The following is a 22,091-nucleotide window of genomic DNA, read 5'->3' as shown; positions in this document are numbered from 1 at the left end:
GCGCAGTGCGCCAGACGGACCTGCGCAAGAGAAGATCAGGAAGCTCGGCCGGACTGCGCAGCGGTCCCAGCACAACTCGACTGCGCAGGATCCCCGGGCCGGTTGCGCAGCCCGATTGCGCAACGCCCGTCCGGTGCTGCGCAGTCGGCTGCGCAATCACTGAGTGCCCGGGCTGAAGGCGCCGTGGTCGGCCCGACCATGAGCCCGACCACGGCAGCTAGACGGCTCCGTTGCCGGATCGTGTCCGATGGTCGGGGCTCGTGGCCGTCAGCCTGGTCGGGGTCGGCGGGTGAGCTGACGGCATGGAACGCACGCACGCCTCCACGCCCGGGACTACCGACCGCCCCACCGCGGCGGGCTCGGTGTGCCGCCGTGGCCACTGCGCTCGGCAGGCGTCGGGGGCAGGGCGGTGAGCCGCTTCGGGGCGGGGATTCGCCGGGGTGTCATGGCGGCCGATCAGTTCACCCAGATCGCCAACGCGCTGTTCCGTGACTCTGGGCTGTCGTTCAAAGCCAAGGGGATCTTCGGGTACGTCAGTACGCACAGGAACGGCTGGCAGGTGACGGTCACCGACCTCGTCCGCCTGGGCCCGGACGGACGGGAAGCGGTACGCACCGGCCTGCAGGAGCTCGAGGCGCACGGCTACCTGATCCGTGAACGCTTGCGCTGCCCGGACGGCACCCTCGGTGAGATCGTCTACTGCATCACCGACCGACCGGCCACGTTGGACATTGCGCTGATCGAAGCCGGCTTGGTGGCCACGGCCCACGAGGCCGAGCACGTCGACGGTCTCCCGGCGGGGATCCGCCGGGGTGTGATGGCGGCCGATCAGTTCACCCAGATCGCCAACGGGCTCTTCCGCGACACCAAGTTGTCCTTCAAGGCCAAGGGCCTGTTCGGACTGCTCTCCACACACCGGGATGGCTGGCGGATGACCGTCTCCGACATCGCCCGCCGCGGACGCGACGGTGACTCAGCCGTCAAGAGCGGGCTGAAGGAGCTGGAGAAGCACGGCTTCCTGGTCCGGGAACGCGAGCGCGGCCCAGACGGCACCCTCGGCGCGGCGGCGTATTTCATCACCGACCTGCCCGCCCTGCAAAGCGGCAGGTCACAACCAGAGTCGGGTTTTCCACCAGTGGATGACCCTACGTTGGCTGATCGGTCCACTAAGAACACCAACAGAAAGAAGACCACTCAGCAGAACACCAGACCCCTCCGTCCGTGCCGCGGCGACGCGTCGCGCGCACCTGGACGGACGGACCGGCCGGACAGGCCGACGTTCCCGCCGGCCGCGCCCGCGGCCGATGAGATGCACCCGGGGATCCTGCTGCTGCTCGAACTCGGGGCGGCTCGCCCCGAGCTGCTGCTGACCGGGCAGGCGCTGACCGACCAAGGCCGCGTCGTGACCGTAATGCTGGAATCCGGCTGGAGCCGCGATCAGCTGAGGCACGTCATCGCCGCCCGGCCCCTGCCCCATCCGGTACGGACCACGGTCGGCGCGATCATCGCTGCCCGCCTGCGTGCCGCCCAGACCTACCCGCCGCCCACCCTCGCGGCCGACCACCACGACGCACCCGCGTGGGACGACCCGCCGCCTCAGCCGATGACCGGCTCCACCGCCGCGCGCACGGTGAGCGAGGCCCTGACCTACCGGGCCCTGACCGAATGCGCCGGCTGCGGCGTGCCCGCCACCGCCCCCGGTGAGGACCTCTGCCGGGCCTGCCTCGGCTGGCCGCTGTGCCGTACGTGCCCCGGCCCCACACCCCGGCGCGCTCACCCCGACGGCGAGGGCCGCTGCACCACGTGCGCCTCTGCCCTGACCGCCCAACCGGAAGGAATCAGCCCGTGACCGACACCCGCTGCACACCACCGCCACCCGGCTTCGCGCAGCACCGGCACCCCTTCACGGCTGACCCGGGCCGGTGGAAGGCGGAACGCGCACGCGCCCTGCGAACCGGCCACGTCCGCGATCACACCTGTACAGCCGAGTGCGAACCCGTGCTCGTCTACGAGCGGGCCCGGTGGGGCTGGCTCGCCTGGACCATCCCAGGCGACGGCTCCCGGCCCGAAATCCCCCACCAGATCGGAATCCTCACTCCGTCGGCCACGCCCACGCAGCGCCTGGCCCTGCGCTGGCTGACCAGGCGCCCCGCCCGGCGCATCGGCCTGGCCCCCGGCATCCCCGGCTCGCTGCGCTTCACAGCCGTCGCGGTCGCGTTCTTAAGCCTGGTCGCCGGCCTGTTCGCCATAGCCCACGGCATCCCCGCCGACGTCGCGCTGCCAGCGATCGTGCTCGCGCCGCTGCTCGCCGCACACCTGCCGGCCACGTGGGACGCCCGGGCCCGCGAACACGTCCGCAGCGTCGAAGGCGCCGACGCCTGCCGCTACCTCCAGCGCCTTGCTGCCCTGCACACCTGCCTCATCCAGGCCGCCGCCGGCAGCGACCGCTACGAGCTGCGCCGGTCGGCTGAGATCGGCCAGCAACTGCTGTGGGACGCCGCCTGCCTGCTCCAGACCCACGACACCTGCTCAACCTCATGCGAACTGATCGCCCGCCAACGGCTGATGTTCCAGCTCGCCGACCAGGTCGCCCAAATCCTCAAGCACGCACCCGTCCAGGTAGGGCCGGACCACGCGTACCAGGCCGACAAGCCGGGGCGGCCGGCTGGACTCCGCTCGACGACACGGCCAGCACCTCAACACACGCCCGGCACGTCACCGTTGGAGGGAACACACGTCATGTCCGAGCCCAGCGCGGCTGCCCGCATCTCAGAGGTCTACCTGCTCTTCGCACACGAGCCCTACTACCCAGGCCCTGGAACCCAGGAGATCAACACCACCCTCGTGGCCGCCGACACCCTGCTCCACCCGCGGGTACTCCAGCCCGACGGCACCCGGATCCACGACCTTCTCACCCAAGGACGGCAGCCGGGCGAGATCATCCCGCTGGCCACCCTCACCCACGAACTGAACGGCGGCGCCGACTGGCCGACGGTCGGCGACTGGGAGCGCGTCACCTCCGACTTGGTGCAGCTCGTTCGCTTGGGGAACTGCGATGCCCTCAGCCTCGGCCTACCCGAGATCGCGCGCGCCCTCGTTTGCACTGGTCCCCAGAGCCACGTACGCGCCTTCGACCCCGCGGCAGGGGGCCTCCTTGTCTACGGGCCGCAGGACCGCGCCGAAGTCCTGGCCGAGGTGGACTTGTTCCTCACGGGCATCGCGGCCGAACGGCCCTTGTGGCCTGGAGACGGTCTCTTGCCACCGCTCACCCAGAGCGACTGAGGACGACGCGGCCGGCCGATGGTGCGGCCCGTGCAGCCGCCGTGGATAGGGAGCAGATCATGTTCGGATATGAATTGCGTGCTGTGTGGGCGGACCTGCGACGGCTCTTGTGCCGGCGCGTCCTCTCAAGGCGCCCGACCGTGGGCGGCAGGAGGGCCAGGCGGCCACAAGACCGTGATTGGATCTAGAAGTCGGTTCACCACGACCAACACAGAACAGGACACGGGGAACATGCGAAGGACTTTCACGCCTACCGTGGTACTGGTTGCCGCGGCGCTTCTGTCCGGGTGTGGCAGCAGCAAAGACACCACAGACAACGCTAACTCCAAGGACGACAAGACGAAGGCGTCCCCAAGCGCCTCGGTGGCGGCCGGGGGGCGCGCAAAGCACATAGTGACGCTGCAGGTCACCGGCTCGGGCAGTACGACGATCGGCTACAACATCTCCAGCAACGACTACTCGAAGCAGACGCTGCCCTGGACGAAGACCGAGACGGTTGAACTCACCGAGGCTGAACAGAAGGTGGGCTACCTCGTGACCATCGCCCCCGGCCCGGTCTCAGACAGCTCCGGAATGCTGAAGCCGGCCGGGTGCGTGATCAAAGTCGACGGCAAGCAGGTTGCCGACAACGACGGCGGCAAGGACCCCAAGGGCTGCAGGTACACGATCAAGTAGCGTTCACGCGGCCGTGGCTGAGCCTTGGCTCGCCTCGGCCGTAGGGCACTTGGCAGTCATACGCACACGGTGCCCCAGGCCGTCGCCGGGGCGCTGGAATCCTTTCCGGCATCGTCGAAGGATGCGTAAAGAGCTCAAGAGAGCGATGTACGGCCGAGCCTCGATCGAACCCTTCCGGACCCGCACCCTCACCCAGCCATGACATGTCAAAGCTGCGCATACAGTCGGGACTATGAAGTCGCCCCAGCCCACGGATCCGCAAGCCGAGGCCGCACAAGGCCGTATCCCTCTCTGGCTCGACCCGGAAGACTTGCGCTGGCTGGCGCAGCACTGCTGTTGCACCGGCGATGCAACGGACGAAGACAAGGACCGCTGTGGACGACTCCGCTTCCGCGCCAGCGCAGCCTTGCACAAGTACCAGCACGCCACGTGAAGGGGACGAGGCCGCGTCCGTCACGGAACTGCGACCAGAGCCGAATCGAGGATCTGCGTCACCGCCGGCGGGCAAGAGACCTTCAAGGGGCTCGCAGGAGTCAAGCCGGACTGTGTCAGGCGGGGGTGTCGTAGATCAGGCAGTACCGTCAGAACAGGCGACGCCGGATCCGTGCGCCGGGCAGCTCCTGGGCGGCCGCAGCCTGGATGTCGCTGAGGGTTTCATGCGGTTCGGCAGTGGGTGCCGTCATGTGCAAGGGCAGCGCAGCGGCACGGGCCGGGTGCTTGGCCAGCCCCATGACCGGGTTCGCGAGCATGGCCGGCACGGCGGCCAGGCAGGTCTGCGGGCCCGGCCTCCCGACAGCAGCCCACAATCACCAGGCGCCCGCCCGGGGCGAGACAGCCGCGCAGTTCCCGCAGGGTGGGCACCAGCGGCAGATGGTGCAGGACAGCGACCAGGGTGACGGCGTCGAAACGCCGGTGCGGGGCGCGCCCTGCGAAGCCCGCTTCGACGATGGTGACCGCGGGGTCATCGGCGAAGCGTTCTGCCGCGGCGCGGGCCATTCGGAAGTCCGGTTCGAGCCCGGTGACGGTGACGGCGCGGCGGCGCAGCAATGCGACCACGGTGTAGACAGCAGCGGCCTGGGACAGCTCGCCGGGCGTCCGCGGGCGTCGGCGTGCCCGTGACCCTCCACCGGCAGCAGAACACTCCACCGTCCCATTGCGAAACCCCTTGGGTGACGTCGCAACAGGCCGACACCGCAACTCGGCATCACGACTGACTCCTACGGACACGTCGAAGCGACATCCAACCCCCGTCACAAAGCCAGTTCGGCCGGCCCGCTCAGATGGCACCCGTCGCCAGCACGGTTGGCGAAGAAGAGCGGCCGCCCCGGATGACGTGCGAATCGGCCGCAGACGCGGGTGCACGACCGGCGGCGAGCACAGGCTCGGTCCGCATGCAGGTGCATCTGCTGGCTGCGGCATCCGGGTGTGTTGTACCGCTGGTGTCAGATGTGGATGGCTGTCTGAACCGCGCTCAGAAATGCCGGCCATGAGGGCGCTGCCTGCCCGGGGAGGGCACGCTGCAGGGTGCGGCGCAGTGGGTGGGGGAGGGCCTGATCGCTTCGTTGCGGGCGGTCAGTCGGGCGAGTTCGCCGGGGGTGGGCAGCCGGTCGCTCTTGGCCGCGTTGCACCTGGCGTGTGCGGGGGCGAGGTTCCACAAGGCGTCCAGGTCGGGGCCGTGCCAGGAGCGGACGCCGCTGAAGCGGTGCATCAGGGAGAACGGGAAGACGTGGTCGACGGCCACGGCATCTCCCAGGGCCAGGACGTCCCCGCAGATCAGGCAGCGGCCGTGCTGGAAGCCCACCGTGGCCTCGATGATGCCGGGCGCGGCGGGCGAAAAGTCTTTGGGATGATCGCCACCCGCCTTCCCAGAAGTGCGCAGTTCAGAGGCCCGTTCAGTCGGCGGTCGCGAGCCCATGATCTTCAAGGAACGAACTGGTGGCACCGATAGCGGCTGCCAGCGTCACCGCGGTGGCGCGGGCCTGCGCGAAGTGACCGCCCCATGCGGCCGCGTGATGAGGGTCGGCTGTGTCCGTGACGGCCAGGTCGACGAAGTCGTCACTGCGGCCGACGAGTTCCTGCAGTGCCTTCCAGGCCCGGTAGTAGTCGTCCGCCTCAACCACGTGCCGGGCGAGGTCCTCCGGGTCACCCATGGGGCCATCGAGAGCGGCCCGGGCTTCGCGGCAAGCACCTCGCCTGTCTGCTGCACCGCCTGTGCCGGAAAGAGGCCTCCGACGTCGTACGCATCCGCGCGTTCGCGGGCGCGGCGCAGGCTGGTCAGCCGGGCGCAGCGCTGGGCCACGTCCCACAGTGTGGCGTTGGCTGTGGCCAGCAGGGCGGGTTCGTCGAGGTGTCCGGCCTTCACGACTTCGGCCCTTTGCAGGGCCGAGCGCAGGGCCCTGGTCCGGCCGACCAGCCGCCAGGCCTCCTCGTCGAGATCGTCGAAGAGGACGTAGCGGTGGTGCAGCCGTGCGTAGACATCCCGCTTGCCCAGGACATAGTGGCGGTGGAACCAGTTCCCCACCTTCTTGCCCCGCCCGGGTGGCTCGACGTCCCACGGGAACGCTCCGGTCGAGAGTGAGAAGGGCATGGTGAGCTCGCGTACCAGGACATCACCGAGCAGCGGGTCCGCGGCGATCGGGATGCTGCGGTGACCGTATCGGTCGTCTTCATCTGCGCGTACGACAAGGCGTGCGCGCGGTACCGACTCAGGGGCTCTCCCCCCATGGCGGAGCCGGCGGTCCGACGGGGGCGGCCGCTCGACCTGGCGGCGAGGGAGGGACGTCCACCCGAGCCGTGAGGCGGTGCGGCGCAGCGCGTCGAGGCACTGGCTTCCCGGGCGGCGTATCGCGGGTCATGGGCAAACTCCGCTGTCTGCTGAGGGAACCCGCCGACGGACAAGGCATTTTGCTCGCGGTGTCGCGGACTGGTGGCAACCGCAATGACGTCACCCAGCCTTCGGGATCCGTAGCGATGGCCGGTTCCGCGAAGCCGTGTGGCTTCGCGGTGGAGGGGTGGCTGGCCTCTCCATACCGGCCATCGTGCGGCGTCTGGTCCGCCGGGAGTTCGTCGATCCCTTAAACCAGAGGCCGCGGTCTTACGGTATCCCGCCTGCGACGCGGTTCGGTGCGCTGCAGTCAGGAGGGTGAGGAGCGGCGGGCTGCCAGGCCCTCGAGGCGGGAGCGTTTCCAGCGCTGCTGACGGGGGCGGCCGCCGCTGCCTCGCCGGTACTCGTATCCGTCGGGCTGCTCGAGGTAGGGCAGGAGCCCGTGCCCGAGTGCGCTGATGAAGCTGTCGGCGTTGCTGTATCCGAGGATGCGGGCTGCCTCAGCGGCGCCGACCAGGTCCTCGTTCTCGTCCTGGTCGGCCGGCGGCAGCACTCCACGCTTGCGGGCGACAGCGACGACGGTTGCCCGCCGCCACTTCTTGCGGCCCGGGCCGCGGCTGCCTTCTTCCTTCTGTAGTGCGTCCGGCTCGGGCAGTTCGGGGATGCGCCCCTGGTAGAGGGCGCTGGAGAAGGAAGCCGGGCTTCCGTAGCCGAGCAGCGCAGCGACCTCTGCCGTACCGAGGAGCTCGTCGGGGTCGCCGTCCGCCGACACCTCAGATCGCGCTGCCGCCGGAGCGGAGCTGCGTCGACCCTTGCCGGGGCGGCTGGCGACCCAGGCCACGATCGTGCCGCGGCGCCACATCGAGCCGTCGACGTCCTCATCGGGCTCCGGGAAGTAGCCGGGCCGGTCGCGGAAGTAGGCGTCGATGGTCGACGTGCGGGTGTACCCCAGAAGCTGGGCCACTTCCCGCTTGGTCAGCAGCTCGTCCTGGTCGGCCTTGAGTACCGAGGCCGGCAGCGAGCGCTTCTTCGGGGCACGCTGCGCAAAGAACGCGGCGACCTCGTCGTGGCGCCAGAACCGCTTGCGGCCCTCGGTACGCGCGACCGCGGGGAAACCGCTGTCCGGGGTGTTGCTCCACTCGCTGACCCGGGGCTTGCTCGTGCCGAACTCGGACACAATCTGCGCGGTGTCCACGAGCCGGTCGGCGGAAGACATCAGATCCCCTTGGAAGAGTCAGCACGGCGGTGCCGGCACTCGGACGAATACGACATGTTCGATAATGCCAAAGGGGGCGGATTGTTGTCCAGCCTGACGCCAAATTGGCCTACAGCACTTCCCCGCCCAGCAGGCACACCCCGAAGCGTGCCGCGCGCTCCGCCAGCTCCGTGTAGGCCATGGCGGCTGGTGCGGCGTCCCAGGTCACGAACGCGAGAGCGGAGACGGCCTCGTCGCGCGTCATTCCCTCCTCCCACGTCGCGCCCGCAGTGGCGCACCGCTCGGCGAGCTGGGCGTCGGACAGGCTCGCACTCTTCCGGTCAACGTCGGCCTGGATCTCGGCGACGCCCTCGCACCAGGCCCGGTGGCCCGCAGACAGCAATTCGTGCAGTACGTCCGGGTCGCTCTCGCCCTGGGCCTGGGCGGCGAGAGCGAGCAGCAGGGCGGTGGGGTTCATCTCCATGGTCATCTCCTCATCCACTGTAGGGGGAGCCCGCTGCGCCGGGGGGCACGACGGGTGGTGGGCATCAGTTGTGAACGGTGCGCCATCGCACAGCGCGCGGCCGCTGCGGCGCGCCAGTTCGGGTTCTTGCGGCGTTCCTTTTTCAGCGCCGTCCGTACCTGCTTCTTGAGCGCGATGAACTCCGCGCTGTCGTCCGGGTACACGACGCCCGGGTCGGGCGCACCGCACTTCTCGCCCGTTCGATCCGGCCGACGGCTACCGGTACGCGGCCGACCGGATTCCGGCGTGCGTGCCTGCGCACAAGGCGGGGCCGGAGCCGGGCCAGATCGCACCGTCGCCCAAGCACGTCGGCGAGGTGGCGCCGTGGGCTTGGCCGCGACGGCGGAGAGGATGGCTGTCTTCCTTGCCGGCTCGGTGATGCCCATGCCGACGGCGACCTGGTCGAGGGTCTGGCCGCGCTGCTCGGTGGTGCGAGTTCCAGTATGGCTCTCACCTCGCTTGCCGTGGGAGGGCGAATAAGCATGGCGTCGGAGTCGCCCGAAGGAGGGGGCTACGGGCAGGGTGAACGGTAGGGGAGCGCTCCGACGTACTGATTCCACTGCTGGGTGGTCAGGGTGTTCCCGGTTTCGGCGCAGATCTGTGTGATGGCTTGGTCGGCGTCTGTTGCCCACAGTCGAACCGTGCCGTCGTTGCCGGCTGTGGCGAGGGTGTGTCCGTGGCTGCTGAAGGCCATCGCGTTGACGGTGTCTGTGTGGCCCGTGAGGGGGTGTCCCAGGCGCGTGGGGTGTGCTGGGTCGGCGGTGTCCCACAATTGCACCCGGGCGCCGTCCTCGCCGGCGCCTGCAGTGGCCAAGATGCGCTGGTCAGGGCTGAACGCCAGCACGAGGCCGAGATCATCTTTGCCACCGGCCTGCAGGTGTCCTAGACGTTCGGCGTGAGCCGGATCGCTGGTGTCCCAAAGCTGCACATTGGCGAGGTTCGTGCCGTTGCCTGCCGTGGCCAGCAGTTGACCGTCGGGACTGAACTCCAGCACGGGAGTGGAATCCCCGGAGGCGCTGTGCCCGGTGGACAGGCGATCCAAGCGCGTCGGGTGTGCCGGGTCGGTGATGTGCCATAGCTGCACCTGGCTGCGGCCGTCGTTGTCGCTGGTTGCGACCGCGAGGAGGTCTGTGTCGGGGCTGAGGGCCATAGCCCGGATTCCGGGGGCCGGGACCGTGCTCAGCCGTCTGGGGTGGGCCGGGTCTTTGGTGTCCCACAGCCAGACGCGGCCACCGTTTTGATCGGTGCTCGCGGTGGCCAGGGTGTGTCCGTCGGCGCCGAACGTCACCGCGATGGCCTCGCTGCCACGGCGGTCCAGGAGGTGACCGACGACTCTGGGCCTAGCCGGATCGGTGGTGTCCCACAGCCGGACCGCGCTGCCGTCCACCTCGGCGGTCGAAGTGGCCAGGAGGTGTCCGTCAGGGCTGAGGGCCATGGCATGGACCGAATGGGAGGGACTGACGCTCACACGCCGGGGGTTGGCGGGGTTGGTGGTGTCCCAGAGCCAGATCGCACTCTCCATGTCCGGGTTGTCTTGGTCTCCGAGGGCGTCGCCGGCGGTTGCCAGCAGGTGGCCGGTGGAGTCGAACGCTGTCTGGTGAACGGGACCGGGGTAGCCGCGCAGGACCGTTCCTGGCAGGCTCCACAGATGAACGCCGTCGCCGCCGGTGGCAAGGCTGCGCCCGTCTGGGCTGAACGCCACAGAGGGGGCGGACACCGCGAGCGGTTTGTCCCAGGGCAGCGGGTTGGAGGGATCGCTGACGTTCCACAGACGCACCGAGCCGTCCTCGGCGGCGGCCAGGGTGCGACCGTCCGGGCTGAGCCGGGCGGCGTCGAGTACGGCGGAATCAGTGGTGATCGGCTCACCGAGGCGTCGTGGGTGTGCGGAGTTGGTGGCGTCCCACATCTGCACCGCGGGCTGGCTTCCGCCGCTCGTGGTGGCCACGAGGTGACCGTGCTGGGCGAACGCCAGCGCGGTGACGTGGTGGGACGGCAGGCTGCCCACACGGCGGGGGTGTGCGGGGTCGGCGACGTCCCACAAGCGCACCGCGTCATCCAGGTCTTCTTCCGCTGTGGCCAGCAGGTGACCCCACGGGGCGAAGGCCAGGATGCCGGTCTCGTTGCGTGAGCCGCGCAGAAGGGGTGCGAGGAGTCGGGGAGATACCGGATCGGTGGCGTCCCACAGCCGGATCCTGCTGTTGTCGCCTGTGGTGGCCAGGGTCCGACCGTCAGGGCTGAAGTCCACGGTGTCAATCCTGTCGGGGATGGAAGCACTGGTGCCGGCCAGGCGTGGATGTGCTGGGCGGGTTACATCCCACAACTGAAGCCTTGCCGGAGTGCCGGTGTCTGTATCGCTGCCCCGGCTGGGAGCGGTGGCGGTGGCCAGGGTGCGCCCGTCGGGGCTGAACGCCACCGCGGTGACTTCAGTGTGGCGGTCGTCGGGAAGGTGTCCGAACCGCTCGGGGTGCGCGGATGCGTCGGTGTTCCACAACTGCACCTGGGCGGGATGGGAACCATCTGCCTCCACGGCAGCCAGGACGTGGGCGCGCGGACTGAACACTACGTTGCTGACCGAGTCCGGCTCACTGGTGAAGGTTGTGGACAGCACGGCGGTCGTGGCTGTGACCAGGTTCGTATACGCCTGCGGAGAGTGCTGCATTCGGTAGGCGACGATATCGAGCCGGGTCGCGAGCGAGACGTCTTGGGCCTGCGGTGACGTGCCGGTCATGCCGGTGCCGCGCAGCTGGTCGGCTTCGGTGATGATCCTGTTGGAAATGGCGGTGTTGCGCTCGGCGCGCGCGCTGGCCCGTTGTTGCAGAGCGATGACTGCGGTCACGGATGTGACCAGACTCAAGACGGACAACACCGCGATCAGGCTGCGCAGCCTTCTGGTCGCGCGGGCGGCCGTCCGCTGTTCTCGACGGCGCATCTCGAGGCTGGCGGTGAGGAATTCCGCTTCCCGCGTGGTGAGGGCGGCACGGTACCCGGTCACCTCGAATGCCTCCTCAGCCGCCGCGAGTCGCACGCCGCGATACAGGGCTCCCGGGTCCCGGCCGAGACTATGCCAGGCGTCGGCGGCGTCGGTGAGCTGTCGGTGGAGACGCAACCGGTCGCGTTCGGCGTCGATCCAGGTCTGCAGCCGCGGCCAGGCGGTGATCAGGGCTTCATGGGCGAGGTCGACGGTGGTGTCGTCGACGGTGATCAGCCGGGCGCCGGCCAGGCGTTCCAGTACGGTGCTGGTGTTGGCGGGGTCGGCGAAGTCGAGTTCGGTGCGGGACGTGGGACGGCGGGTGTCGGGGGTGCCGTCACCGGGGGTGATCAGGCGCAGTACGAGGCGTCGGGCCAGCTCGGCCTGGGTGGGGGTCAAGCGTGCGTAGAGGTCGTCGGCGGTGCGGGCGATCGCGCCGTGCAGTCCGCCAGCCGCCTCGTACGCGGCCCCGGTCAGCGCGCGGCCTTTGCGGCGGCGCCAGGTCTCCAGCAGGGCGTGGGACATCAGCGGCAGGGCGCCGGGTTCGCCTTCGACCTCGTCGAGGATGCGCGCGGTCAGAGCACGTTCCACGATCATCCCCGCGGCCTGGGCGGGCCTGGTGACGGCCTGGCGTAGCTCGTCGCGGCTCATGGGGCCAGCCAGCACAGTCGAGTCCTGTAAGGCGGCGGTCAGGGCGGGGTGTTCGGCGCAGCGGCCGAGGAAGTCCGCGCGTACGGCGATGACGACGCGCAGTCGGCTCGCGGGATCGGTGGTGGCCAGGAGGCGGTCGATGAACTGGTTGCGTTCGGCCGGGTCGGTGCAGAGAGTGTAGAGCTCTTCGAATTGGTCGACGATCAGCCATGTGTCGCCGTCGGCTTCCTTGGGTATCAGCCGCTGCTCGTGGACGCGCAAGGGATGCTCCCCGGGGGTGAGGACGCGCACGGCGGCTGGCTGCGGGTCGGTCGGCCTCGGGCTGCGCAGGCGCGGGATGAGGCCGGCGCGCAGCAGAGAGGACTTGCCGCTGCCCGACGGGCCGAACACAGCGGTGAACCGGCGGGTGCGGGTCAGCTCGAGCAGGCGGTCGGTGAGCTCATCGCGGCCGAAGAACAGGTCGGCGTCGCCAGGCTCGAAGCGGGCCAGGCCCCGGTAAGGAGGCTCCTCTTCTTCGTCTGAGGTGCGAGGCTCACCAGCCTCCTCCGCCGCTGTCTCACGCCACCTCGCCTCCCACTCCTGCAGGTCGCCACTGCAGGCCCGAACGTACGCCAGCACCACCGGCAGGGTTGGCAGCCGCTCCCCAGCAGCTGCCTGCGACAGGGTGCTTGCCCCCTGCCCCGCGCGCTGCGCCATCACCCGGTAGGTCGGGCTCCCGGCCTCGGCCCGGAGTTTGCGTAACTCGGCAGCGAACCGTGCCACCGGCCCTGCACTCGGATCGAGCGGGCTCTCTGGACGTCCTGCCATCGGCAGCTCCCCCCTCTTCCATCCGCTTCCCCCGTGGATGCGGCGCAAGGCCCGACAAGGTACGCACGCCGACAGCCCAAGGGCAACCCGCAAGCGTCTTCTTTGGTCAGCACGGCAGCCATGCCCATGACCTGCGGAGCGGCCATTGGGCAGAGCCGGTGGTGCAGGTAGTGGCGGCGATGCCGGTGGTCCGGTCGTCGAGGTTCATTTCGTAGCGCTGGAGTTGGCGGATGTCGCTGGGGCCATGGTCGGTCGAACGGCCGGTCATGGAAGGGCGGTTGGGTAGGTCAGCGCAGGGCGGCGAGCGCGTGTGCGGGGTCGGGGACGAGGACAACACACTGGTCGGCGAGCAGGCGGACGTTGCCGTCGGCGCGCACGTCGCTTGTGGGGGGCGGGAGAGCACGGGCCGGTTCAGGTCGGCGGCGGTCTCGGCGGTGTGCATCGCCGCCTCGGCGTGGTCGAGGGTCTCGACGGGAACCACCGCCCGCACGAGCGCGGCGAGCAGGGCGGCGCTGGCCCGGAGTGTTGCTCCGCTGGCCGGGGTGCCGGGCGGGAACAGGCTGATCACCGCGCCGCCGCTGGTGGGGATGGAGCTCAGCAGCTGGGCGTGGTCGTGTGGGTGGGCGCGGTCCAGGCCGGCGAGCGTCGCTTGACCGGCCTGGGCGGCGGCCCGGTGGGCTGCTGAGTCGACGCCGTATGCGAGCGTGGCGGTGACCGTGTGCCCGGCCTCGGAGACGGCGATGGCGAAGGCCTTTGTCCGGGTGAGGGCCTGGGCGGTGGCGGCCCGGTTACCGGTCACGGCCACGGCGCGGGCGGTCAGGTGGGGCAGCTGCTGGTGTCCGCGCACCCACAGACCGAGCGGGCAGTTGGGGCCGAGGTCGGTCAGGGCGGCGGGCAACGCGTCGTCCGGCGGGGTGACGAACTGGCACGTCAGCTGGGCGTTGGCGAGTTCCTCGCGCGGCTTGTACTGGGCCAGGCGGCCGCTGGCGTCGTGGTCGGCGCCGTACTGCCAGACCTCCTTGGCACAGTGATGGGCGAGGTGGGCGGCGACCTGGTGGGGCGGGAAGTGGTCGGCGAGCGCGGCGCGGGCGGCGCGCTTGGACAGGGCGGTGCTGGGCACGGCGTACCTCCGTGAGGGCGGCGGCCGGCGGGCATGCCGGTGCCGCGATGGGCGGTGCGGGATCGTGTGGCGTGGTCAGCGGCCGGTGCGGCTGGGCGCGGTGACCGCGTCCCAGGAGCGGCGCGGGGGCGATTGCCACCAGTCGGCGGCCGGGGCGGCGGGAGCTGAGGCCGGGCGGACAGGTGCGGCGCGGTGCGCGGTGTCGGGAGCGGCGGTCGCACGCGGTGCCGGGGCGGGGGCGCGTCCGGCGAGGACGGCGGGCAGGGTGTCGTCGATGTAGGCGACGTGGTGGGCGAGGTCCACGCCGACCTGGGCGGAGTCGAGGTGGAGCAGGTTGTCGCGCAGGGCCAGGTTCCCGGCGGCGATCACGTGGACGGCGTCGGTGAGGCACTCGGCGGCGTGCCGGGCGAGCGGTCCGGTGACGGTGCAGATGACCGGGACCGGCTCGCCGTCGCGCCACTGTCCTCGGGTGCGGTCGTACTCGCGGGGGACCTGCATCACGGTGAACCGGGCGGCGGGTGTGCCGCGTTCGGTGTGGCGCAGTTGCACGGTCCCGTGCACGCGGCCGCGGATGACAGCGGTGGTCTCTCCGCTCATGGAGGTGCTCCTCGATGCGACGAACGGTCTGGTAGTGCCCGGGAGCCATCCAAGCGAGTTCCATAATACCTATAACGGTGGCGGGTGTCATCCCCTTTTTCCACCGTGGAGGCACCCGCCCCGTCGAGGTCGGCTTCGGCCTACGGCTCGCGCAGCTCCGGCCCCGCCTCAACTCCTGGGGCGGGTTGGGGGGTTCGGCAGGCAGCCGCTGACGGATGTTATCGGCCGTGTGCCGCGCGGTGGCCTTGGCCTTGGCTCTCGCTGGGGCGCGGGCGGGGCAGGGCGGTGACCGTGATCGCCTTGACCTCGATGCCGTGCGCGGTGGCCTGCTCGGGCAGAACCGCGGTGACGGTGATCCGGGTCCGGGGGCGGTTGGGGGTGAGTTCCAGGGCGCGGCCGTCGGCGTAGACGACACGCACCCGGCCGGTGTCACCGTCCTTCTCGGTGCGGTCGGCGCCGAGGTGCTCGGCAACCGAGTGTGCGAGGGACGCAAGGCCGGCGGGGGTGGACAGTTCCATATCGGGTCTCCTTCGAGGAAGTGGGGAGGGCGGGGGAGTCGGGGCGGTGCGCCTACGGCGCAGGGGGCTTGACGTCACGCTGGGCGGCGTGGCGCTCGGCGTCGGCGCGGGCGTCTTCGGCGGTGTATCCGGTGTCGCACCAGGCGTGGCAGAGCTGTCCGGGCGGGGCGTTGCAGGTCTCGCACCGCTCTTCGAAGTCCTCGGGCCTAAACGGCGGCGGGCTGCTCATGCCGGGACGTCCTTGATGTGCTCCGCCACCAGGCGGGCGGACAGCACCGGGGCCCTCGTCATCAGGGCCGCGCAGCTGGCCTGCCAGATCTGCCCCGGACGGGACGGGGAGATCTGAAAGTTGGTGGCCGGGCTGACCTGCCACGTGCGGCCGTGCGGGTCGGTCACGGTGTAGGTGAGGAACTGCGGTTCGTCCTGGCGGCCGTTGTCGCTCCAGCCAAGGCCGGCGGCGGTGAGGGCGCGGCCGAGCTGGGCGCAGCGTTCCGGGGTGGCGTGCGCGAACGTTGCCACGGGTCGTCTCTCCTCGTGATCAGGGGCGAGGCCGGGGCGGCCTGGCGGTAGGCCACCCCGGGGAGCGGCCGTATCGGCCTACGGGCGGGTGACCTCGCGGTGGATGCGCTCGCTGGTCTCGCTCACCTCCCGGCGGGCCTGCTCGGCTGCGGCTTCCGGGCTGGCGGCGTAGACGATTTCGACGCTGCCGAACGCGTCTTCGGCGTTCACGGTGTGCTGCTCGCACAGGTCGGACAGTTCGCCCGGATCGGTGGGGGCCTCCTCGACGTGCCAGATGTCGACGTCGCCGCCGCCCTTCCACTGACCGACCACGAAGTACGGGCGGTCCTGGCTCTCCGGCGCGGCGGCGGGCCGGGCCAACCCCTCGTACTCCGACCGGAAGAGCGTCAGACGGCGGCCCTCGTCCTCGGCTGCGCGCGTGCTGATCTCGGCCTACTTCGGGAGGTATTCGGCGCGGTGGGCCAGGCTCTCGCGGTCCGGTGCCAGTAGGAGTGCGAGCACCGGGTGCGGACGGGCGGTGAACCAGCGGGCCAGCGTCCACCAGGCGGCCAGGCTGCGGGCGGCCTGGACCCGGTGGGCCTCGGCCTCCTCCAGCCAGCGGGCCTGCGTCCGTTCGGCGTGCGAGATCATCGCGTCCAGCCACCTCAGCAGCTGCGGGGTGTCGTGGAGGCGGGCCGCGTGCTGGAGGCTGGGGAAGTCGCTGCGCGCGGAGTAGTGGCCGGCGCACGCGCGCAGGATGGCGGTCAGCGTCTGGCTGGCCGCGGGGGCGCGGGCCGGTCGTCGGTGTCGGTCAGGTCGCGTTCCAGCCATCCCCAGGGCACGTCGGCGGAGTAGGCGAGCACCCGGACCGTGTTGCCGTGGTAGGCGCGGCCGCGGATGCGTACCAGCGGCTCGGCGGGGAGCTCCCGCGCGCTGACGGATCCGAGACTGGCGCTGACGGCGTGGAAGCGGTCCCATCGGGTGGGGCTGCTGGTCGCGGTCACGTGGACAGTTCCCGTGGCTGCGCCGGTGAGGGTGTAGAGCACGGCTCCGGTGGCGTCCGCCTCGGAGGGAACGGCGCGGACGGTGCCGGACGGGGTTTGATCACGGGGTGTCTCCTCACAGGGCGTACGGGAATGGGGAGTTGGCGGGCGGCCCGGCCCCCGCCGGGGCCGGGCGGGGGCCTCAGCCGGTGAGGACGGGTCCGGGAGGAACGGGGCGGGGTACGCGCGAGCGACGGGCGCTGACCTGCCCCCGCACGGCCGTACGGCGGCCTGCACGGCGGCGGTCTTCATGCCGTGCAGCCATCCGCGCTCGATGCGCCACCCGCAGACAATCGGGCCTGGTCCCTGGGGTCTGCACGACCAGGGTGGCCAGGACCGTGCAGCTGCCTTCCAGGGCGGCCGTGACGGCGGCCGCGATGGTGGCGAACTCGTCCGGGTCGGCGTCCAGGTGCCATGCGGGGGCGGTCGTGACCGTGACGGTGGAGCTGGCCAGGCGATACCGGCCGTCAACGTCCACCGCGGCGTAGTGCAGGCGGTGATGTCCAGCCCCCAGGGCGGTGAAGAGCTGGGCGAATGCGAGGTGCGCACGGTCGCGGGCTGCCGTGATCGCTTCGTCTCCGGGATAGGGCAGGGTGCGGCGGTCGGCGCGGGCGGGCTAGTCGGGGTGCGGGCTCGTCACGTGACTCCAGCGGGCGACGGGTTGGGGGCCGGCTGCGCGCGGCGGGCGGGGGTGTCCCGCGTGCTGTGGCGCGCGGGACTCGGTCAGATGACGGGGCGGCGGCGGCCCTGCTCGTCCAGGCAGCGCACGTCGGGCGTGGGTTCCCGGAAGTGGCACCAGGTGCGCCCCATGAAGTCCTCGGCGGTGTAGAAGTGCACCGTCCGGGCCCGGCCGCTTCCTCCTGCCGTGGTGTACGCGGCGGCGTACCAGTAGCCGTTGATGTTGAACGGAACGGCGTCGTCGGGCCACTCGTGCGGGACCGGGGTCAGGTGCGCTCGGCGGGCGTGGTGCAAACGGCGGTCGGTGGTGAGCTCGACCGCCATGAAGTGGTCCCGCTCTTCCGGGTGCTGCTCGCCGAACTCGTCGTCCTGCTCCCAGCAGGCGTCGCAGTGTCCGAACCACGTGCACGGCAGGAGGTACAGGGGGCGGTCGTGCATCTCCTTGATGCTGCCGTGGTAGGTGACGCGGCTACCGATGAACAACCTGGGCGCGGGGGCGGTCTCAGGCATGGGCGGCCTGCCAGGCCTTCTTGTTCCACTCGCGGGTCAGTTCGTCGGCGTACGCGACGTCGCGCGCGGCCTCGGCGTCCAGCGCGGCCACGACCAGGACGCTGCCCCGGATCTGGTCCGCGCGGCGCTGGGCGGCGGCCTGCTCCTGGCGCTCGGCCTCGTCCTCCGGCACGCGCCGCACGAGGAAGATCCGGTCGTCGCTGGTGAAGATCACGAGGTAGCGGCGGAAGTCCTCGATACGCGAGGGGCGGGCCGGGCCGGTGGTGGTGTCGGCCAGCGTGGCGCGGGCCTTGTCCAGCAGTTTCGCCACTTCCTCGGTCGCCTTCACGCCCGTGTCCCGCTGGTGCTGGTTGCGGCCGTAGTAGACGCGGGCCTTGTCGCGGACGGGGGCGAACTCCACCGGGGCGTAGATGCTGATCATCCGGCGGGCGTAGGCGTCGCGCTGGTCCCGTTCGGCCTGGGCGGCGCGCGCGGTGTCGGTCACCTTGCCCTGCGTCCAGCTCAGCGCGGAAGCGGCGCACGACGTGCCGTAGTACACGACGTCTTCGGCGGTGCCGTCCTCGTTCCCGCCGGCGTCCAGCGGCATGAGCGCGACGGTGCGCTTGAGTCCGCGGCGGCCGCAGCAACCGCACGTGTCGTAGTCGTCGACGATGCCTTTGATCGTCCACTTCGGGATGGGCATGGATGGCCTTCCGTGGGGCGGTGGGTGGGCGGTGGGTGTCGAGCTGCTGGGCGTCCGTCGGCGCGGCCTGGGCACAGGGAGGGGCGGACGTGTTCTTGGCGCGCGCTCTGCTCCGCAGACGCGACGCGCTGCCGCTACGCGGCAGGGGCCGGCGGGCAGCGCTCCGCGCTCTTGATGCGGGGTTGAGCGCTCCGGGCTCGGGCGGGTGCGGCCACTGCTGGCCGGTGGGGCCGGGTGGGCACCCCCGTGGGGGAGTTGGGGTGCCCACCCGGCGGTCAGGGGGTCAGACCGTGGTGAGGGCGAATGCCTTCTCCATCAGGTCGTTCGCCGCTCCGCTGATGACCCGCTCGGCGCGGGCGTTCGCCTTCTCGGCGTCGGTCTTGCCCCGGGTCGGGGCGACGTGGTTGGCGTACTCGGTGAGCGCGTTGTATCCGGCCCACCGCGTGCCCCGGATACGGGCCTGGGTGTCGGCGTGCTCGAACAGGTTGGAGATTGCCCCCCACCGCTGGCGCTGGTTGGTCTTGGCGCGGGCGTGGTCGCTGTCCTTGACCGGCCACAGCTCGTCCACCACCGACTTCAGCTCGCTGAGCGTCATCTCGGCTTCGATCATGCGCTGTGCGGCCTGCTCGAACTCCTCGGCGTACCGGAACGTCAGACCGAGGGCGGAACGGGCCTGCGCGATGCGGGCCTTGGCTCCGGCGGTGTGCCGCACCACGAACGAGGATCGGGCCCCGTGGATGGCCGCACGCATGGTGTTCGCGCACACCACCCGGACCGGCGTCACCACGATGCGGAACGCTGAGCCTCCGTCGTGGCTGTTGAACGCTGCGATGTACAGATCAACGTCGTCGTTCCCGCCGATCGTGAGACCCTGCGGCATCTTCATGGTCAGGAACACCTGACGGCCGTCCTTGAGCGATCCGGCGGTCTCGAAGTGCGCGCCGGACTCGTCGGCCAGAAGGTTGAGGAACTCGGCGTGTTCCTCGTTCTGAACGGGGTGGTAGTCGCTGCCGACCACTCCGAGCGTCTGCGTGCGGCCGGTCTTGGGGTGCGTGCGCGCGGTCGCGAAGTGCTGCGGTACCTCCAGCGGCGTGGTTCCGTCGGCCGTGATCTCGGTCGCGGTGAGGGGGAGGAGTCGCACGTTCCAGCCGGACAGAGACGCGATGCGCATGGCGTCTTCGGCGGTCATCGCGCCGTTGGTGACGGTGCCGAGCTTGTGCCAGGCGCTCGTGTTGGCGGAGGCGAAAGCGGCGGTGCCGTCGGTGAACTGCTCGATCTCGTGAGCCACTTGGGGCTTCCCTTCTGGTGACGAACTTTCGGCGTGTCCGGTAGGGGGCCAACCCTTCCGAACTGGTTCCATAATACCTAAAACCGGGGGTGGGGCAACCGATTAAATCTCCGGTGCGCCCCACCCCCGGGGCCACGCTGTGACCTGCGGCTACGCCCGCGGCGGCTTGTGCCGCATGAGGTTGCCCGCGTCGGTCACCGTGATGGTGCGGCCACACGTGCAGTCACCGACCCGGCGACCGTGCAGCTTGAGGAACTTGCCTCCCAAGCGCGCGCCGTTCAGCCTGCGCACGCTGCCGGAAACGGGCTCCTTGTTCGTGCAGTAACCCTCAGACATGGGCTGTGCTCTCCTTCCTGTGGTTCCTACCGAACGGGGAGGGCCTACCGCTGCCAGTGCTGCGGCAGGGCCGTGACGCTCCATGTGTGGACTCCGGTCAGTGCGGTGATGAATGCGCCGTTCCTGTACTCGCTGAGGTGGTAGAGCACGGACTCTCGTCCATGGCGGTCCAGTTCGCGCTCAATGCGGGTCACCCAGTAGCGGCCGTGACAGCACTCCTGAGACCCGTGATAGCTGACCAACTGGCCAATGCTGGGGCCACTGTCCGCGTGCAGGGCGGCGGACAGGTTGGCCAGGGCCGTACCGAACGTGTACGGCGGCAACGGCACGTCGGCCAGCGCGGGCCCGGTGTGCCCGGTCCGTACCCCAGTGATCCATCCGACCTCGAACAGGGGCCGGGCCAGCTCGCTCACGTCGTGCGGGAAACCGGTGCTCTCGGGGAGCTGCTCCAATGCCGCCCGGAAAGCGGCCTCCATCTGCTCTCGTTCGCCCTCGCTTGCCGGAACGGCGCGGCGGACGGGCTCAATGCTCGTCATGCTCACAGTGACTGTCCCTCCGATGGGTGTGGGTGCTGGGCTCGCCCGGGGGCCCGGTGGACCGGGCCCCCGAAGCTGCCTCTTACTTCAGTCCGCGCGTCCGCAGGAATTCACTGATGCGGAATGCGACGGCTCGCACCGAAAGGGATGCGCCCCGGAAGGTTCCGAGAATGCGAGGCCCGGTGTCGCTGTCGTGAATGATGTGGAACTCAAACCCCTGAGCGACCGGCATAAGGATCCGGATGGGACCGGCCGTGGTCTCGAACCGAATCGACGTGGTGTTGTCGTCCTGGTTGTGCTCGATGACGGCGTCCCGGAGGAGTTCCGGGCGCGGGAGGAAGTTGGCGATTCGGCGGGCCTTTGCGGCCTGAGGGGTCGTGATCTCGTCCGTACTGGGAGCTACCTTGCCTCCGCTGATGACGATTTCCACACTGACGCCTTCCTGTTGACGAACGTTCGGCGGTATCGGTTAGGGGGCCACCCGTACCGACATGTTCCATAATACAGCAGCCTTGATCTGTTGTACCACCCCACGCGCAAACTCCTGCACTATCTCTTGCGCCATCTCCTGACCCTGCCCGGCGGCCGGCCTCCAATCTCCCCAGGTCAGACGGCTCTTCGACCATGGTCGGGGAGCTGACATCCCCGATGCTGCCGCTCTCCCTGCCCGAATGAGAAAAGAGGTGGGGGGGGGGCATGGGCGGCGCGGCGGCATCGGGGATCGGGGCCGGGGGTTTGGATTGCGCGTCGGCGGGGCCTCCGCGCTCGGACGGGCGCTAGTGCGCCCGGCATGTTGAAGGGCCGAGGCAGGCGCGGCGATGGTCTGAGTGGGGGAACTGCCGGGAACTGGTCCACTACCGCCGTGAACTGATGGCCGTTCAGCACTCGGCGTCCTGGGTTCAGCGGCAGACGCTACACTCAATGAATATGGACAGAAGTTGTGTCGATTTGATGCTGAATACTGATGTCATTGGGATGACGTTTTCAGTGACACCGAAGTGCGTAATTTCGGGGATTTTCGAATTTCAATGGTGGCAGAGTGCGTCTCCAGAGTCTATCTGCTCATTAATTTGATGCACCCTTTCACGCCGCCCGAGCAGACCCCATCCTGCAAGTGCAGCCCGAAGGGCTTGATGCGGAGGAGTGAAGCGGATCTGCATCCGAGGCCCGGAGCGCAGCGGAGGGCTAGCGCGGGGATGCCCGCAGCTCCGGAAGCGCAGCGAACGGAGTCCCCAACCTGCCTGCGAAGCGGGCAGGTTGGGAGCGGGCCGCGAAGCGGCCCGCTCGCGCTCACGCGGAGCGGGAGCGCAACACCCCCGCGCAGCGGGGGTGTTCGCTTGCATCGCGCGCAGCGCGATGG

General features: G+C 70.1%; 26 protein-coding genes and 1 pseudogene. 4 read left to right on the top strand and 23 right to left on the bottom strand.

Features of this window, described 5'->3' with window-relative positions:
- The first annotated feature begins 445 nt into the window (after nucleotides 1–445).
- The 4 genes from ACWGJM_RS32105 (at nucleotide 446) to ACWGJM_RS32090 (ending at nucleotide 4,390) form a co-directional block, all read left to right on the top strand.
- Nucleotides 446–1,849, top strand: coding sequence for a hypothetical protein (locus ACWGJM_RS32105; RefSeq protein WP_453415250.1), 1,404 nt, complete (start codon nucleotides 446–448; stop codon nucleotides 1,847–1,849).
- The gene (locus tag ACWGJM_RS32100) at nucleotides 1,846–3,282 is read left to right on the top strand and encodes a hypothetical protein (RefSeq protein WP_453415249.1); all 1,437 of its coding nucleotides are present in this window, start codon (nucleotides 1,846–1,848) and stop codon (nucleotides 3,280–3,282) included. Before ACWGJM_RS32105 ends, ACWGJM_RS32100 begins: the two co-directional genes overlap by 4 nt.
- A gap of 255 nt (nucleotides 3,283–3,537) precedes the next feature.
- Complete coding sequence (locus tag ACWGJM_RS32095) at nucleotides 3,538–3,957, top strand: hypothetical protein (RefSeq protein ID WP_453415248.1); 420 nt, start codon at nucleotides 3,538–3,540, stop codon at nucleotides 3,955–3,957.
- Nucleotides 3,958–4,189: 232 nt separating this feature from the next.
- Nucleotides 4,190–4,390 carry a hypothetical protein gene (locus ACWGJM_RS32090; protein ID WP_453415247.1) on the top strand — a complete coding sequence of 67 codons (201 nt, stop codon included), beginning with the start codon at nucleotides 4,190–4,192 and terminating at the stop codon, nucleotides 4,388–4,390.
- Nucleotides 4,391–4,538: 148 nt separating this feature from the next.
- Here ACWGJM_RS32090 and ACWGJM_RS32085 read toward each other — a convergent pair whose 3' ends face one another.
- The 23 genes and pseudogenes from ACWGJM_RS32085 to ACWGJM_RS31975 form a co-directional block, all read right to left on the bottom strand.
- Entirely contained in the window at nucleotides 4,539–4,706 is a 168-nt protein-coding gene (locus ACWGJM_RS32085; protein WP_453415305.1) for a hypothetical protein, read from the bottom strand.
- 94 nt (nucleotides 4,707–4,800) lie between these two features.
- Nucleotides 4,801–4,953: pseudogene (locus ACWGJM_RS32080) on the bottom strand (SAM-dependent methyltransferase); the annotation flags it as partial.
- A gap of 475 nt (nucleotides 4,954–5,428) precedes the next feature.
- Nucleotides 5,429–5,758: a hypothetical protein gene (locus ACWGJM_RS32075; protein ID WP_453415246.1), complete on the bottom strand. Its 330-nt coding sequence runs from the start codon at nucleotides 5,756–5,758 to the stop codon at nucleotides 5,429–5,431.
- 91 nt (nucleotides 5,759–5,849) lie between these two features.
- Complete coding sequence (locus ACWGJM_RS32070) at nucleotides 5,850–6,107, bottom strand: hypothetical protein (RefSeq protein WP_453415245.1); 258 nt, start codon at nucleotides 6,105–6,107, stop codon at nucleotides 5,850–5,852.
- A 984-nt stretch (nucleotides 6,108–7,091) separates the two neighbouring features.
- Nucleotides 7,092–7,997 (bottom strand): helix-turn-helix transcriptional regulator, encoded by a 906-nt coding sequence (locus ACWGJM_RS32065; RefSeq protein ID WP_453415244.1) that lies wholly within the window; start codon nucleotides 7,995–7,997, stop codon nucleotides 7,092–7,094.
- A gap of 109 nt (nucleotides 7,998–8,106) precedes the next feature.
- Nucleotides 8,107–8,460 (bottom strand): hypothetical protein, encoded by a 354-nt coding sequence (locus tag ACWGJM_RS32060; RefSeq protein WP_453415243.1) that lies wholly within the window; start codon nucleotides 8,458–8,460, stop codon nucleotides 8,107–8,109.
- A 2-nt stretch (nucleotides 8,461–8,462) separates the two neighbouring features.
- Nucleotides 8,463–8,663, bottom strand: coding sequence for a hypothetical protein (locus tag ACWGJM_RS32055; RefSeq protein WP_453415242.1), 201 nt, complete (start codon nucleotides 8,661–8,663; stop codon nucleotides 8,463–8,465).
- Between the two features lie 347 nt (nucleotides 8,664–9,010).
- Complete coding sequence (locus ACWGJM_RS32050) at nucleotides 9,011–12,925, bottom strand: nSTAND1 domain-containing NTPase (RefSeq protein WP_453415241.1); 3,915 nt, start codon at nucleotides 12,923–12,925, stop codon at nucleotides 9,011–9,013.
- A gap of 106 nt (nucleotides 12,926–13,031) precedes the next feature.
- On the bottom strand, nucleotides 13,032–14,045 hold the full coding sequence (locus tag ACWGJM_RS32045; protein ID WP_453415240.1) for a DNA-processing protein DprA: 1,014 nt from the start codon (nucleotides 14,043–14,045) through the stop codon (nucleotides 13,032–13,034).
- Nucleotides 14,046–14,120: 75 nt separating this feature from the next.
- Nucleotides 14,121–14,642 carry a single-stranded DNA-binding protein gene (locus tag ACWGJM_RS32040; RefSeq protein WP_453415239.1) on the bottom strand — a complete coding sequence of 174 codons (522 nt, stop codon included), beginning with the start codon at nucleotides 14,640–14,642 and terminating at the stop codon, nucleotides 14,121–14,123.
- 218 nt (nucleotides 14,643–14,860) lie between these two features.
- Nucleotides 14,861–15,160 carry a hypothetical protein gene (locus ACWGJM_RS32035; protein ID WP_453415238.1) on the bottom strand — a complete coding sequence of 100 codons (300 nt, stop codon included), beginning with the start codon at nucleotides 15,158–15,160 and terminating at the stop codon, nucleotides 14,861–14,863.
- Nucleotides 15,161–15,212: 52 nt separating this feature from the next.
- Nucleotides 15,213–15,389: a hypothetical protein gene (locus ACWGJM_RS32030; RefSeq protein ID WP_453415237.1), complete on the bottom strand. Its 177-nt coding sequence runs from the start codon at nucleotides 15,387–15,389 to the stop codon at nucleotides 15,213–15,215.
- Nucleotides 15,386–15,679 carry a hypothetical protein gene (locus ACWGJM_RS32025; protein ID WP_453415236.1) on the bottom strand — a complete coding sequence of 98 codons (294 nt, stop codon included), beginning with the start codon at nucleotides 15,677–15,679 and terminating at the stop codon, nucleotides 15,386–15,388. The genes ACWGJM_RS32030 and ACWGJM_RS32025 overlap by 4 nt, the downstream gene beginning before the upstream one ends.
- A 78-nt stretch (nucleotides 15,680–15,757) precedes the next feature.
- Complete coding sequence (locus ACWGJM_RS32020) at nucleotides 15,758–16,039, bottom strand: hypothetical protein (RefSeq protein ID WP_453415235.1); 282 nt, start codon at nucleotides 16,037–16,039, stop codon at nucleotides 15,758–15,760.
- Between the two features lie 72 nt (nucleotides 16,040–16,111).
- Entirely contained in the window at nucleotides 16,112–16,489 is a 378-nt protein-coding gene (locus ACWGJM_RS32015) for a hypothetical protein (protein ID WP_453415234.1), read from the bottom strand.
- Complete coding sequence (locus ACWGJM_RS32010) at nucleotides 16,423–16,662, bottom strand: hypothetical protein (protein WP_453415233.1); 240 nt, start codon at nucleotides 16,660–16,662, stop codon at nucleotides 16,423–16,425. Before ACWGJM_RS32010 ends, ACWGJM_RS32015 begins: the two co-directional genes overlap by 67 nt.
- 181 nt (nucleotides 16,663–16,843) lie before the next feature.
- Nucleotides 16,844–17,179, bottom strand: a complete 336-nt coding sequence (locus tag ACWGJM_RS32005) for a hypothetical protein (protein ID WP_453415232.1) — start codon at nucleotides 17,177–17,179, stop codon at nucleotides 16,844–16,846.
- A gap of 245 nt (nucleotides 17,180–17,424) precedes the next feature.
- On the bottom strand, nucleotides 17,425–17,889 hold the full coding sequence (locus tag ACWGJM_RS32000) for a hypothetical protein (RefSeq protein ID WP_453415231.1): 465 nt from the start codon (nucleotides 17,887–17,889) through the stop codon (nucleotides 17,425–17,427).
- Nucleotides 17,882–18,571, bottom strand: coding sequence for a hypothetical protein (locus ACWGJM_RS31995; RefSeq protein ID WP_453415230.1), 690 nt, complete (start codon nucleotides 18,569–18,571; stop codon nucleotides 17,882–17,884). The genes ACWGJM_RS32000 and ACWGJM_RS31995 overlap by 8 nt, the downstream gene beginning before the upstream one ends.
- Nucleotides 18,572–18,854: 283 nt before the next feature.
- Nucleotides 18,855–19,859: a DUF932 domain-containing protein gene (locus tag ACWGJM_RS31990; RefSeq protein ID WP_453415229.1), complete on the bottom strand. Its 1,005-nt coding sequence runs from the start codon at nucleotides 19,857–19,859 to the stop codon at nucleotides 18,855–18,857.
- Between the two features lie 150 nt (nucleotides 19,860–20,009).
- Complete coding sequence (locus ACWGJM_RS31985; protein ID WP_453415228.1) at nucleotides 20,010–20,195, bottom strand: hypothetical protein; 186 nt, start codon at nucleotides 20,193–20,195, stop codon at nucleotides 20,010–20,012.
- Between the two features lie 44 nt (nucleotides 20,196–20,239).
- The gene (locus tag ACWGJM_RS31980; RefSeq protein ID WP_453415227.1) at nucleotides 20,240–20,731 is read right to left on the bottom strand and encodes a hypothetical protein; all 492 of its coding nucleotides are present in this window, start codon (nucleotides 20,729–20,731) and stop codon (nucleotides 20,240–20,242) included.
- Nucleotides 20,732–20,813: 82 nt separating this feature from the next.
- Entirely contained in the window at nucleotides 20,814–21,161 is a 348-nt protein-coding gene (locus ACWGJM_RS31975; RefSeq protein ID WP_453415226.1) for a hypothetical protein, read from the bottom strand.
- Between the last annotated feature and the right edge of the window lie 930 nt (nucleotides 21,162–22,091).

Source organism: Streptomyces sp. NPDC054834 (assembly GCF_053611185.1).
Note: the sequence above shows the minus strand (reverse complement) of the source record. Positions and strands in the feature narration are given on the sequence as shown.